Origin of the sequence: Sphingobacterium sp. UBA7631 (assembly GCF_002483935.1) — a bacterium.
Classification (GTDB): Bacteria; Bacteroidota; Bacteroidia; order Sphingobacteriales; family Sphingobacteriaceae; genus Sphingobacterium; species Sphingobacterium multivorum.
On sequence record NZ_DLIX01000003.1, the window covers coordinates 259,305 to 272,445 of the forward strand.

General features: G+C 39.1%; 19 protein-coding genes. All 19 read left to right on the forward strand.

Translation table 11 applies throughout. The features are described 5' to 3' along the window. Window positions 1-14: 14 nt before the first annotated feature. The 19 genes from rplF to B3P16_RS04420 all read left to right on the forward strand — a co-directional run bounded on the left by rplF (window position 15) and on the right by B3P16_RS04420 (window position 13,117). Complete coding sequence (rplF, locus tag B3P16_RS04330) at window positions 15-569, forward strand: 50S ribosomal protein L6 (protein WP_088160090.1); 555 nt, start codon at window positions 15-17, stop codon at window positions 567-569. Beyond that, window positions 566-928: a 50S ribosomal protein L18 gene (gene rplR, locus B3P16_RS04335; protein ID WP_172462327.1), complete on the forward strand. Its 363-nt coding sequence runs from the start codon at window positions 566-568 to the stop codon at window positions 926-928. The genes rplF and rplR overlap by 4 nt, the downstream gene beginning before the upstream one ends. Before the next feature lie 27 nt (window positions 929-955). Beyond that, complete coding sequence (gene rpsE / locus B3P16_RS04340; protein ID WP_236560343.1) at window positions 956-1,459, forward strand: 30S ribosomal protein S5; 504 nt, start codon at window positions 956-958, stop codon at window positions 1,457-1,459. A gap of 5 nt (window positions 1,460-1,464) precedes the next feature. Beyond that, the gene (rpmD, locus tag B3P16_RS04345; RefSeq protein ID WP_046674880.1) at window positions 1,465-1,644 is read left to right on the forward strand and encodes a 50S ribosomal protein L30; all 180 of its coding nucleotides are present in this window, start codon (window positions 1,465-1,467) and stop codon (window positions 1,642-1,644) included. A 119-nt stretch (window positions 1,645-1,763) separates the two neighbouring features. After that, window positions 1,764-2,210, forward strand: coding sequence for a 50S ribosomal protein L15 (gene rplO / locus B3P16_RS04350; protein WP_046674881.1), 447 nt, complete (start codon window positions 1,764-1,766; stop codon window positions 2,208-2,210). A 3-nt stretch (window positions 2,211-2,213) separates the two neighbouring features. Further along, the gene (gene secY, locus B3P16_RS04355) at window positions 2,214-3,551 is read left to right on the forward strand and encodes a preprotein translocase subunit SecY (protein WP_046674882.1); all 1,338 of its coding nucleotides are present in this window, start codon (window positions 2,214-2,216) and stop codon (window positions 3,549-3,551) included. Window positions 3,552-3,560: 9 nt separating this feature from the next. Next, the gene (map, locus tag B3P16_RS04360; RefSeq protein ID WP_046674883.1) at window positions 3,561-4,343 is read left to right on the forward strand and encodes a type I methionyl aminopeptidase; all 783 of its coding nucleotides are present in this window, start codon (window positions 3,561-3,563) and stop codon (window positions 4,341-4,343) included. Between the two features lie 74 nt (window positions 4,344-4,417). Beyond that, a complete protein-coding gene (gene infA, locus B3P16_RS04365) occupies window positions 4,418-4,636 on the forward strand; it encodes a translation initiation factor IF-1 (protein WP_002997456.1) in 219 nt (72 codons plus the stop codon). A gap of 45 nt (window positions 4,637-4,681) precedes the next feature. Then, window positions 4,682-4,798 (forward strand): type B 50S ribosomal protein L36, encoded by a 117-nt coding sequence (gene ykgO, locus B3P16_RS04370; protein ID WP_013665024.1) that lies wholly within the window; start codon window positions 4,682-4,684, stop codon window positions 4,796-4,798. A gap of 30 nt (window positions 4,799-4,828) precedes the next feature. Further along, complete coding sequence (gene rpsM / locus B3P16_RS04375; RefSeq protein WP_112373918.1) at window positions 4,829-5,206, forward strand: 30S ribosomal protein S13; 378 nt, start codon at window positions 4,829-4,831, stop codon at window positions 5,204-5,206. Window positions 5,207-5,216: 10 nt separating this feature from the next. After that, window positions 5,217-5,606: a 30S ribosomal protein S11 gene (gene rpsK, locus B3P16_RS04380; protein ID WP_046674885.1), complete on the forward strand. Its 390-nt coding sequence runs from the start codon at window positions 5,217-5,219 to the stop codon at window positions 5,604-5,606. Between the two features lie 60 nt (window positions 5,607-5,666). Next, window positions 5,667-6,275, forward strand: a complete 609-nt coding sequence (gene rpsD, locus B3P16_RS04385) for a 30S ribosomal protein S4 (RefSeq protein ID WP_046674886.1) — start codon at window positions 5,667-5,669, stop codon at window positions 6,273-6,275. 96 nt (window positions 6,276-6,371) lie between these two features. Beyond that, a complete protein-coding gene (locus B3P16_RS04390) occupies window positions 6,372-7,364 on the forward strand; it encodes a DNA-directed RNA polymerase subunit alpha (RefSeq protein WP_046674887.1) in 993 nt (330 codons plus the stop codon). 108 nt (window positions 7,365-7,472) lie between these two features. Continuing rightward, entirely contained in the window at window positions 7,473-7,976 is a 504-nt protein-coding gene (rplQ, locus tag B3P16_RS04395) for a 50S ribosomal protein L17 (protein ID WP_070570394.1), read from the forward strand. 157 nt (window positions 7,977-8,133) lie between these two features. After that, window positions 8,134-9,279 carry an aspartate aminotransferase family protein gene (locus B3P16_RS04400; RefSeq protein WP_286841542.1) on the forward strand — a complete coding sequence of 382 codons (1,146 nt, stop codon included), beginning with the start codon at window positions 8,134-8,136 and terminating at the stop codon, window positions 9,277-9,279. 138 nt (window positions 9,280-9,417) lie between these two features. Then, the gene (locus tag B3P16_RS04405; protein ID WP_286770646.1) at window positions 9,418-10,380 is read left to right on the forward strand and encodes an acetylornithine carbamoyltransferase; all 963 of its coding nucleotides are present in this window, start codon (window positions 9,418-9,420) and stop codon (window positions 10,378-10,380) included. 51 nt (window positions 10,381-10,431) lie between these two features. Beyond that, window positions 10,432-11,229, forward strand: a complete 798-nt coding sequence (gene argB, locus B3P16_RS04410; protein WP_115047047.1) for an acetylglutamate kinase — start codon at window positions 10,432-10,434, stop codon at window positions 11,227-11,229. 27 nt (window positions 11,230-11,256) lie between these two features. Then, the gene (gene proC / locus B3P16_RS04415; protein WP_286754814.1) at window positions 11,257-12,063 is read left to right on the forward strand and encodes a pyrroline-5-carboxylate reductase; all 807 of its coding nucleotides are present in this window, start codon (window positions 11,257-11,259) and stop codon (window positions 12,061-12,063) included. Further along, entirely contained in the window at window positions 12,053-13,117 is a 1,065-nt protein-coding gene (locus tag B3P16_RS04420; protein ID WP_286770647.1) for a M20 family metallo-hydrolase, read from the forward strand. The genes proC and B3P16_RS04420 overlap by 11 nt, the downstream gene beginning before the upstream one ends. Window positions 13,118-13,141: the final 24 nt, after the last annotated feature.

Consider the following 13,141-nt stretch of genomic DNA (forward strand, 5'->3'; position numbering starts at 1 on the left):
AAAAGCACAAAGAAATGTCAAGAATTGGAAAAGCGCCTATCGCTATCCCTGCTGGGGTAACTGTTACTATTTCGGACAAAAACTTAGTTTCAGTAAAAGGTCCTAAAGGCGAATTAACACAACAAGTTGACCGTGACATCACGATTGCTCAAGAAGAGGGTAATATCGTTGTAACACGTCCAACTGATCAAAAGAAACACAAAGCATTACACGGTCTATACCGTTCCCTGTTGGCTAACATGGTTCACGGTGTGACTGAAGGTTACAAAACTACGCAAGAGTTAGTCGGTGTAGGTTACCGTGCTTCAAGTACTGGTAATGTATTAGAGTTAACTTTAGGTTTCTCTCACCAGATTGTTTTTGTATTGCCAAACGAGGTTAAAGTATCAACTACTGCTGACAAAGGTAAAAACCCTACAATCACTTTAGAGTGCGCTGACAAACAATTGATCGGTCAGGTAGCGGCTAAAATCCGTGGCTTCCGTAAACCAGAACCTTACAAAGGAAAAGGTGTCAAGTTTGCAGGTGAAGTATTGAGAAGAAAAGCAGGTAAATCAGCTAAAAAATAATAATCATGGCAGGACAAAAAGCATCTCGTAGAGAGAGAATCAAAAAAGGAATCAGAAAAAACCTTGCTGGAACGTCTGAACGTCCACGTTTATCGGTTTTTAGAAGTAACAAAGGTATCTATGCGCAAATCATTGATGACAATGCAGGCAAAACATTAGTTGCTGCATCTAGCTTGTCAAAAGAGTTTGTTGCATCTGGTAACAAGGTTGATCAATCTAAAGCTGTAGGTAAATTGGTGGCTGAAAAAGCATTAGCAGCAGGTATTAATAAAGTAGTTTTTGACCGTAATGGGTACTTATACCATGGCCGTATCAAATCTTTGGCTGAAGGTGCTCGCGAAGGCGGTTTAGACTTTTAATCATAGAAAGAAATGGCATTAAGCAATATAAAAAGAGTAAAATCAAGCGAAATTGAATTAAAAGATCGCTTAGTAAGTATCCAACGTGTAGCTAAAGTTACTAAAGGTGGTCGTACTTTCAGCTTCTCTGCAATTGTTGTAGTAGGTGATGAAAACGGTATCGTTGGTTACGGTTTAGGTAAAGCTAAAGAGGTAACTGAAGCAATCACGAAAGGTATCGATGACGCAAAGAAAAATTTGGTAAAAGTTCCTATTATCAAAGGTACTGTTCCGCACGCACAATATGGTAAATATTCTGGTGGTTCAGTTTTGATTAAACCAGCTGTAGGTGGTACAGGAGTTTTAGCAGGTGGTGCAATGCGTGCAGTATTGGAGTCTGCTGGTATCAAAGATGTATTGGCTAAATCATTAGGTTCTTCTAACCCACACAACGTGGTAAAAGCAACTGTAACTGCTTTAGCAGATATGCGTGATGCGTATACAGTAGCACAACACCGCGGTGTCGATTTGAATAAAGTATTTAACGGTTAATTATCATGGCAAAAATCAAAATCACCCAGATAAAGAGCGTTATCGACAGAAGCGAGCGCCAAAAGAAAACTATTGAGGCATTGGGTTTGAAAAGAATCAACCACTCAGTAGAAGTTGAAGCTACTCCATCAATTATTGGAATGGTACGTAAAGTAAACCATTTAGTAGCTATCGAAACTATTTAATATTAGCATATGGAAGAGGTCTTTGGGCTTCTTCCATTACTTGTTATTAATAATCATTATTTTTTAATCGCTAGTACCTGTTTAGTGAGAGCGAAGGGCTAGCACAATTTAGTTTAAAAATGAACTTAAGTAATTTAAAACCTGCAAAAGGTGCAGTAAAAAGTAGCAAACGTATTGGCCGTGGTACTGGTTCTGGTCGTGGTGGTACTTCAACACGTGGTCACAAAGGTGCTGGTTCTCGTTCAGGTCACTCTACGAAAATCGGTTTCGAAGGTGGTCAAATGCCTTTGCAACGTCGTGTGCCTAAATTTGGTTTCAAAAACATCAACCGTGTTGAGTATAATGGTGTAAACTTAGATACTTTACAAGCGTTGATCGAGAAATACAATTTAACAGCTGTAGATTTCGACGCATTGAAAGCTCATGGTTTAGTGTCTAAAAATGACAAAGTTAAAATCTTGGGTCGCGGTGAGTTGAAAGCTAAAGTTGAAGTAACAGCGCACGCGTTTACTGCTTCTGCTCAAAAAGCTATTGAAGCTGCAGGCGGTTCTATCGTTAAAATTTAATAAATGAAGAAACTAATCACAACCTTAACCAATATTTGGAAAATCGATGATTTACGTACGCGTATTCTAAATACCTTACTTTTTCTTTTGATTTACCGTATTGGATGTCACGTGGTATTACCAGGTGTAAATCCTCATGCTTTGGCTTCTGGTCAAAAAGAGGGTTTATTGGGCTTACTGGATATGTTTGCGGGAGGATCATTCTCTCGTTCGGCTATCTTTGCTTTAGGGGTAATGCCATATATCTCGGCATCCATTGTTGTTCAATTGCTGGGCATCGCGGTTCCTTACTTCCAAAAGATGCAGAAGGAAGGGGAAAGTGGTCGTCAAAAAATGAATCAAATTACTCGCTATTTAACTTTAGGGATTACTTTGCTTCAAGCTTTTGCTTATGTACGTACTCAAATCGAGCCAAGTGCTAAGACAATAGCTGACCCATTATTCACTATTCTGACTGCTATAGTTTTGACAGGCGGTACTTTATTTGTGATGTGGTTAGGAGAGAAAATTACGGATAAAGGTATCGGTAATGGTATTTCTTTGATCATCATGACTGGTATTATCGCTCAATTGCCAAGTGGTATCACTGCGGAATGGGTTTCTAGAATGGCGAAAGGTGGTGGTGGTCCAATTCCATTGTTGCTTGAATTTGTAGCTTTGTTCTTTGTTGTGATCTTTACGATCTTGATCGTACAAGGTGTTCGTAAGATCCCTGTACAATACGCGAAGAAAATCGTTGGAAACAAGCAAGTCGGTGGAGTACGTCAGTATATACCGTTAAAGGTAAATGCTGCAGGTGTAATGCCTATCATTTTTGCGCAGGCAATCATGTTTGTGCCAATGAGTTTAGGACAGTTCTTCCCAAATCTTCAGTCGGAATTTTTGACTTCGTTGAGTAACTATACTTCTGTTGCATACAACGTGACATTTGCGGTGTTAATTATCGCATTTACGTTTTTCTATACAGCGATTATGGTGAACCCACAACAGATGTCGGACGACATGAAGAAGAACGGAGGTTTTGTACCAGGTATTAAACCGGGATTGGAAACTAGTAATTTTATAGACCGCGTAATATCAAATATTACATTTCCAGGTGCAATTTTCTTAGCGATCATTGCTATTCTACCTGCTATTGCAAGTTTGTTTGGTATTAACAATCAATTTGCGCACTTCTACGGTGGTACGTCATTATTGATTTTAGTAGGTGTGGTGTTGGATACTTTGCAACAGATCGAATCTCATTTATTGATGCGTCATTACGATGGATTAATGAAAACAGGTCGTATTAAAGGTCGTTCGGCCGCGTCTGTTGAGGGAATGGATCATTCGGCAATTTAATTTCTTTAGATGTCTAAAGTATTTTATAAGTCAGCAGAAGATATAGAGCAATTGCGAAAGTCAGCAGATGTGCTTTCGCAATTGCTTGGTGAAATCGCAAAAGTGATTAAGCCTGGGGTAAAGACTATATCTCTTGATAAATTAGCTTATGAGTATATTCATGATAACGGCGGAACGCCTGCGTTCTTAAATTATCAGGGATTTCCATATTCTTTGTGTATATCTGTCAACGATCAAATTGTACACGGCTTTCCAAGTGATTATGAAATTAAAGATGGAGATCTTGTTTCGGTCGATGGTGGTGTCAATTTGAATGGTTTTATCAGTGATTCAGCATACACCTTTGGTGTAGGTGAAATATCTGAAGAAGCACAGTTGTTACTGGATGTAACAAAGGAATCATTGTACAAAGGTGTTGAACAGGCGGTGGCTGGTAAACGTGTTGGGGATATTTCTTCAGCTGTTCAGGAGTATGTGAGTAAATTCGGATTCGGAATTGTGCGCGAGCTGGTTGGACACGGAGTTGGTTATCACTTACATGAAAAACCTGAGGTTCCTAATTATGGAAAACGAGGTGCTGGTCCTAAATTGGAAGAAGGTTTGGTTATTTGTATCGAACCGATGATCAATGCAGGGCGTGCGGGTGTTCGTTTTTGGGATGATGGTTGGACAGTAAGTACAGTGGATGGGAAATTATCGGCGCACTTCGAACAGATGGTTGCAATCCGAAAAGGAGAACCAGATGTGTTGCTGACATTCGAACATGTAGAGAAAGTTTTGAACAAAAAGTAGTTGGTTTTCAATTATTTTTATTTATCTTTGCACTCCTGTTCGCAGGCTTTTAAATTAAATTTAATCGAGAATATATGGCTAAACAAGCCTCAATAGAACAAGACGGTATAATTAGAGAGGCACTTTCTAATGCTATGTTTAGGGTAGAGTTGGAAAATGGACATGAAATCATTGCCCATATTTCTGGTAAAATGCGCATGCACTATATCAAAATTTTACCTGGTGATAAAGTTAAATTGGAAATGTCTCCGTATGATTTGACTAAAGGAAGGATTACTTATCGCTATAAATAGCCGTAAGCCCTTGTATTAGTGCAAGCTTTTGAAAAAATAAATATCATGAAAGTAAGAGCATCAATAAAAAAACGTAGCGCGGACTGTAAGATCATCCGTCGTAAAGGTAAAGTTTTTGTAATCAACAAAAAGAACCCAAAGTTTAAACAACGTCAGGGTTAATTCATTAAAAAAATAATAGCTTAATATTATATGGCAAGGATAGCAGGTATTGATTTACCTAAAAACAAAAGAGGTGTGATCGGCCTTACCTATATTTTTGGTATCGGTCGTACAAGAGCTGAATATATCTTGGAAAAAGCTGGTATCAGCGAAGATGTGAAGGTACAAGAGTGGAATGATGATCAATTGGCAGCAATTCGTACCATCATTAACGACGAATTGAAAGTTGAAGGTGCATTGCGTTCTGAAATTCAATTAAACATCAAACGTTTAATGGATATCGGTTGTTACCGTGGATTGCGTCACCGTAAACACTTACCAGTTCGTGGTCAACGTACTAAAAACAACTCACGTACTCGTAAAGGTAAACGTAAGACAGTTGCAAACAAGAAAAAAGCTACTAAATAATAAATAAGAAATGGCTAAAACTAAAAAAGCTGCAAAAAAGCGTATCGTTGTTATCGAACCTGTAGGTCAGGCTCACATTAACGCAACGTTTAACAATATCATTGTAACTTTGACGAATAATCAAGGTCAAACTATTTCTTGGTCTAGTGCTGGTAAAATGGGTTTCCGTGGTTCTAAAAAGAACACGCCATATGCTGCTGGTCAGGCTGCACAAGACTGTGGAAAAGTTGCTCACGATTTGGGTTTACGTAAAGTTGAAGTGTTTGTTAAAGGACCTGGTGCTGGTCGTGAATCGGCAATCAGAACATTGCAAACAGTAGGAATCGATGTGACTACTATCAAAGATATCACTCCACTTCCTCACAACGGTTGTCGTCCTCCAAAACGCAGAAGAGTTTAATTAATTTAAAGATAAGATTCATCGGCTATAGGCTGATAGATACTTTAATTGTAAAAGAAAATGGCTAGATATACAGGACCTAAGTCCAAAATTGCCCGTAAATTTAGAGAGCCGATCTTCGGCCCAGATAAAGCGTTAGAAAAGAAAAATTACCCTCCTGGACAACATGGAGCTTCTAAACGCAGAGGTAAACAATCTGAATATGCTATTCAGTTGTTAGAAAAACAAAAAGCAAAATACACTTACGGTGTATTGGAGCGTCAGTTCTCAAACTTATTTGTTAAAGCTGCCTCTAAACAAGGTATTACAGGTGAGATCTTCTTGAAATTGTTAGAAGCTCGCTTGGATAACGTAGTTTACCGCTTAGGTATCGCTACTTCTCGTGCCGCTGCTCGTCAGTTGGTATCCCACAAACACGTTACTGTTAACGGCGAAGTTGTTAACATTCCATCATATAGCTTGCGTCCAGGTGACGTTGTAGCAGTTCGTGAACGTTCTCAAACACTTGAAGCCATCACAAATTCAGTTGCAGGTCGTACTGTAAATAAATTTTCTTGGTTAGAGTGGAATGCGAAAGAATTAACAGGTACTTTCTTAAGCTATCCAGAAAGAGCTGACATTCCTGAAAACATTAAAGAGAACTTAATCGTTGAGTTATACTCTAAATAATAAATAAAATAGAAGAATGCATAGTCCAATTTTTGGGGTATGCATCTTCTATTGTATTACAATTATTATTACAAATAAAACATTAAAAGAAAATAAATGGCAATTTTAGCATTTCAAAGACCGGATAAAGTTATCATGCAAAAATCTACGGATTTTGATGGTACGTTTGAATTTCGTCCATTGGAGCCTGGTTTTGGTGTAACCATTGGTAATGCTTTGCGCCGTATTCTATTGTCCTCTTTAGAAGGATATGCAATTACGTCGATAAGGTTTTCTGGCGTTTCGCACGAATTTTCAACGATCAAAGGTGTTGTTGAAGACGTAACTGAAATTATCTTGAACTTGAAACAAATTCGTTTCAAAAAAACAGGTGAGATTGGCGACAACGAAAAGGTATTTGTAGTAATCAATGGTCAAGAACAATTCTTAGCTGGTGATATCACAAAATTCTCTAATAACTTTACGGTCTTGAACCCAGACATGGTAATCTGTAACATGGATAATTCAGTGACAATTGAATTGGAATTGAGTATTGCCAAAGGTCGTGGATACGTAAATGCTGATGAGAATAAAGTTGTGGATGCTCCAGTAGGTGTTATCGCAATCGATTCGATCTTTACTCCGATCAAGAATGTTAAATATACCATTGAGAATTACCGTGTAGAGCAAAAAACTGACTACGAGAAATTGTTGTTGGATATCTCTACTGATGGCTCAATTCACCCCGAAGAAGCTTTGAAAGAAGCTGCTAAGATCTTAATTCAACACTTTATTCTATTCTCTGATGAGAATATGCTTCTTGAGTCTCAAACGAAAGAAGAAACTAAAGTTGTTGATGAAGAAATCTTACATATGCGTAAGATTCTGAAAACAGAATTAGTAGATCTTGATCTTTCAGTTCGTGCATTGAACTGTTTGAAGGCTGCAGATATTCGCACATTGGCTGAGTTAGTAACTTATGACGTGGCTGATATGTTGAAATTCAGAAACTTCGGTAAAAAATCGTTAAGTGAAATCCAAGAATTGGTTAAATCAAAAGGTTTATCATTCGGAATGAACTTGGCGAAATACAAATTAGACGAAGAATAATAATTTATTAAGCGACCACTAGTCGTAATTCCTTTTGGCTGTCTGAATAGGTGATTTTCACCTATTTGAACTATACAAAAACGGTACGGTTAGTATAATAAAATCAAAATGAGACACGGAAAAAAAGTAAATCACTTAGGCCGTACGGATAGCCATAGAAAAGCAATGTTGGCTAACATGGCGACATCATTAATCCTACACAAACGTATTACAACTACTTTGGCTAAAGCTAAAGCGTTACGTACGTATGTTGAGCCTTTGATTACTAAATCTAAAAACGACACAACACACTCTCGTCGTACAGTATTCGCTTATTTGAAAGATAAAGACGCAGTTTCTATCTTATTCCGCGAAATTTCTGAAAAAGTAGCTAACCGTCCAGGTGGTTACACGCGTATCATCAAAATGGAAAACCGTTTAGGTGATAACGCAGAAATGGCTTTCATCGAGCTAGTTGATTACAACGAAATCTACGGTAAAAAAGCTGCTGCTGCTGAGAAAAAAGCGACTCGTCGTCGTGGTGGTGCTAAAAAAGCTGCTACTGCCGAAACTGAAGCTCCTGCAGAAGTTAAAGCCGAAGTAGAAGGTGAAGAAAAAGTAGACGGAGAATAGTATTCTGCTGATCTAACATAAAAAAGTCCTCTTTTTAAGAGGACTTTTTTTATTTTATGACCATTCCTACCGTTATAACTAATATATTTGTATTGCTAAAATCTGATAGCTTTTTCTATTACAAGCTATTTCGTTTATCAATCTATAATTCATTAAGATGAAACCATTTGATGTTTATCCCATTAATCCCATTAACATAGTAAAAGCTAATGGATCAACGGTGTGGGATGCCGAAGGAAATGCTTACTTGGACTTGTATGGTGGCCACGCTGTGATATCGATCGGACACACGCACCCACATTATGTACAACGTATAACAGAGCAATTGAACCGCATTGCGTTCTATTCTAATTCTGTTGAAATTCCAATTCAGCGTGAACTTGCCCGATTGTTGGGGGAAGTGTCGGGAAAGGTTGATTATGATTTATTTCTTTGTAATTCGGGCGCAGAAGCGAATGAAAATGCATTGAAATTAGCTTCCTTTTATAACAAAAGAAAGAAGGTTATTGCATTTTCAAAAGCATTTCATGGACGCACATCATTAGCTGTTGCTGCAACAGACAATCCGAGTATCGTGGCTCCTGTAAACGAGACGGACAATATTGTTTTTCTTCCTTTTAATGATGAAGAGGCTTTAGCCAGCGCTTTCGCATCTTATGGTGAGGAAATTTCATCCGTTATTGTAGAGAGTATTCAGGGAGTTGGCGGTATTCGGGAGGCTTCAGTTTCTTTTCTTCGTTTGATTCGGTCTCTTTGTGATCAATATAATGCAGTTTTCATTGCAGACGAAGTACAATGTGGCTACGGCAGGACGGGCTTATTCTACGCCCAGGATTATTCCGGCGTCGAAGCTGATATTTATACCATGGCAAAAGGTATGGGCAATGGGTTTCCAATCGGAGCAATAAGTATATCGCCTAAATTTAAAGCTACTTACGGCAGTTTGGGTACTACCTTCGGGGGGAATCATCTTGCATGCGCGGCAGCTTTGGCTGTTTTGGAGGTCATCCAACAAGATCAGCTTATGGAAAATGCTGCACAAGTCGGCACCTATCTTATCAATGAATTGAAGCAAATAGAGGAAATTATTGAAGTTAGAGGTAGGGGATTAATGATCGGTATCGAACTTCCAGCATCGTTGGGTCATGTGAAGAAGGATCTCTTGTTAAAGAACCGTATCTTTACGGGAGAGGCTAAGCCATTTGTGATTCGCTTATTACCTGCCCTGAATATGACGAAAGAGCATGCGGATCAGTTTTTATCTGCATTAAAGGAGCATGTAAAGGCCGTAACGGTTGCGTAAACCCCTAAATGCTGTCAAATTGGCCAATGGCTGTTTCAGCTTGTGGAAATTTGATTGCACTGTATTAGTTAAAATATATACTGAGTGTGACGCGCTTATTTATTGCCGTTGAAGATGCACTCGAATAAATAGATATAGATGAAAAAGTTTTTCTCTGTTAAGGATGTTTCCAGTGTAGCGGACGTTGTTCAAGAAGCGTTAAATTTGAAAGCTGCACCATATGACAATCAGGATCTTGGTCAACACAAAACGCTGGGACTTGTATTTTTGAATCCCAGTTTACGTACACGTTTGAGCACACAAAAAGCGGCGATGAATTTGGGCATGAATGTGATGGTTATGAATATGGATAAAGATGGTTGGGCTCTTGAAACACAGGATGGTGTTGTGATGAACGGGACAACTGTTGAACATATTCGTGAAGCCGCTGCTGTTATGGGCGAGTATTGTGATATTTTGGGACTTCGTTCCTTTCCAAAATTGAAAGATCGCGAAGAGGATTATAGTGAAGACTTATTCAACAAATTCATTAAATACTGTGGTGTTCCTGTTGTTTCCTTAGAAAGTGCAACGCGGCATCCGCTACAGAGTTTGACGGATATGATTACCATCACTGAGTATAAAAAGACCGAGAAACCAAAAGTGGTTTTGGCTTGGGCTCCGCATGTAAAGGCATTACCTCAAGCGGTACCTAATTCTTTTGCAGAATGGATGTGTAAAGCGCAAGAAGAGGGATTGGTTGATTTTACGATAGCTCAACCTATGGGCTATGAGTTAAGTGAAGAATTTACAGCCGGTGCAACCATATCTAATGATCTTGAAGAAAGTTTAAAGAATGCTGATTTTGTCTATGTGAAAAACTGGTCTTCTTATCAGGAATATGGCGAGGTATATGGTGTTGATGAAGATTGGATGATGGATAATAAGAAGCTGAAGCTGACAAATGATGCCAAAGTTATGCATTGCTTGCCAGTACGAAGAGATCTCGAATTATCTTCAGAAATTTTGGATGGGCCAAACTCACTCGTGATTAAAGAGGCCAGCAACCGTGTTTGGGCTGCTCAGGTTGTTTTGAAACGTATGTTAGAGGATTTGGTATAGTACAATCCTATTGATTTTTGAAAAACTATTTTTATTGGGAAAAGTTGCGTAATGGCTAATAGTGTATTAAATATTATTAAAATTGGCGGGAATATTATTGATGATGAACGCCAATTGGATTCTTTTTTAGAAAAGTTCTCCGCATTATCAGGGAAAAAGATTCTTGTACATGGTGGAGGTAAAATTGCAACTCGTTTGGCTAGTGAACTGGGCATCGAAGCCCAAATGGTAGAAGGGCGGCGTGTGACAAATGAGGAAATGTTACGCGTTGTAACAATGGTATACGCCGGATTGACAAACAAGACAATCGTTGCGAAGTTGCAAAATTTGAAATGTGATGCTGTCGGATTAACCGGAGCTGATGGGGATGTCATTAAAGCGATAAAGCGTCCTGTAAAAGATATCGATTATGGTTTTGTAGGTGATTTGTTACATGACTCTGTAAATACCTTGGCCATCAAAAAGTTTTTGGAAGCGGGTTTTGTTCCTGTGTTTTCAGCTATTACACATAATGGCCTTGGACAATTGCTCAATACCAACGCGGATACAATAGCTTCTTCATTGGCGGTGTCTTTGGCTTCATTATATGAAACTTCTTTGGTTTATTGTTTCGAGAAGAACGGCGTTTTACGGGATGTAACAGATGAGAATTCGGTAATCCCAACGATTAAGTCAGAAGAGTTTGAACATCTTAAGGAATCCGGCGTAGTGAACGACGGGATGATCCCTAAATTGCAAAATGCATTCAATGCTATAAATAAAGGTGTTCAAGAGGTCTATATTGGAAATGCTAATAATTTGCATTTGTTTCAACAAGGACAATTTGGCACTTGCTTGACATTAAAATAAAAATCTAACCTAAACCCAACGATCGCTATGAAAAAGGTCACCATTATCGGAAGCGGTAATATCGGTCTTTCTTTGGCAAAAGGACTTGTAAAAAGTGAATTTGCCCATGCTGCCGATATTACCTTGACGAGGAGAAATTTGAATGCACTGGCCGAAGAAGCGCGCCAAGGCTTCTCAATAAGTAATGATAATAAACTCGCTGTAAAGGGGGCTGATATTGTTGTTTTCGCAATCCTACCTCAACAACTAAAAAAGGTATTGGTGGAAGTGGCTCCTGTAATTGAAAAGACCAATCAGATTTTTGTCTCTATTGTGTCGGGAGTTTCTTGTGCCGATTTAAAAGCAGAGTTGGGGGCAGATGCCACAGTGATACGAGCAATGCCTAATACGGCAATTGCAATAGCGCAATCAATGACGTGTATCGCCAGCGACAATGCTTCAGACGACAGTTTGAAGGAGGTTGAGAAAATGTTTGAAACTGTTGGTTCAGTCGTTGTTATTAATGAGGACCTAATGACATCGGCGACGGCATTGTGTGCTTGCGGTATTGCATTTTTCCTACGTGCGATCCGTGCTGCTTCACAAGGTGGAGTTGAAATCGGATTTCATGCGCATGATGCATTAAAGATGGCGGTTCAAACTGCAAAAGGCGCTGCTGATTTGTTATTGCACACCAATGCTCATCCAGAAGGAGAGATTGATAAGGTAACATCACCGAAGGGCTGTACAATAGCGGGATTGAACGAAATGGAACATAATGGTTTTAGTTCTGCTTTTATAAAAGGAATTAAACTGTCTGCGGATAAAGCAGGAGGACTATACCATGAAGGATAAGCAGGGCTTATTTGAAGATGCTCTGGCCCTTTTAAAACAATTAATTGGACTATCGTCTTTAAGTAAAGAGGAAGAGTTCACAGCGGATTTAATTGTTCGCTTCTTTCAGGAGCGTGATATCAAAACACATCGAAAAGGCAATAATGTCTGGGTATATAACGCTCATTATGATAGCACCAGACCTACGATATTACTCAACTCCCATCACGATACAGTAAAACCAAATACAGGTTATACAAGAGATCCTTTGGCGGCGACTGTAGAGGAAGGTAAATTGTACGGATTGGGGAGCAACGATGCCGGAGGCTGTTTGGTATCATTGATAGCTACATTTTTGTATTTTTACCAGCAGACGGACTTGAAGTATAACTTCTGTCTTGTCGCTAGTGCCGAAGAAGAGATCTCAGGTAAGAACGGTGTAGAATCTGTTTTGGATGATATCGGTTCAATTGATTTTGCAATTGTGGGTGAACCTACCTTATTGGATTTGGCAATTGCAGAAAAGGGACTGATGGTGTTGGATTGTACAGCATTAGGGACAGCTGGACATGCCGCACGTAATGAGGGCGATAATGCAATCTACAAAGCGATTAGGGATATTGAATGGTTTCAAAATTATACGTTTGAAAGGACTTCGTCAACCTTAGGCCCGATTAAGATGTCGGTGACAGTAATTCAGGCGGGATCACAACATAATGTGGTACCGGCTACTTGTAACTTTGTTGTCGATGTCAGAACCACAGATGCTTATTCGAATGAAGAGACGTTGGATATTATCAAGTCTCATGTCAAATCAGAGGTCACAGCGAGATCAACGCGTCTGAAGTCTTCTTCCATTCCTGAAACGCATCCAATTGTCAAAGCAGGTGTTACACTGGGGCGTGCCGTCTATGGATCGCCGACGATGAGCGATCAGGCTCTTATTCCTGTCCCTTCTCTGAAGTTGGGACCTGGTGATAGCGCAAGGTCGCATATGGCGGATGAGTTTATCTATATCGATGAAATTAGAGCAGGGATCGATCTCTATATCGAAATGTTAGAACAGATAGTATAAAAAAAGCTTCCATTTTTATGGAAG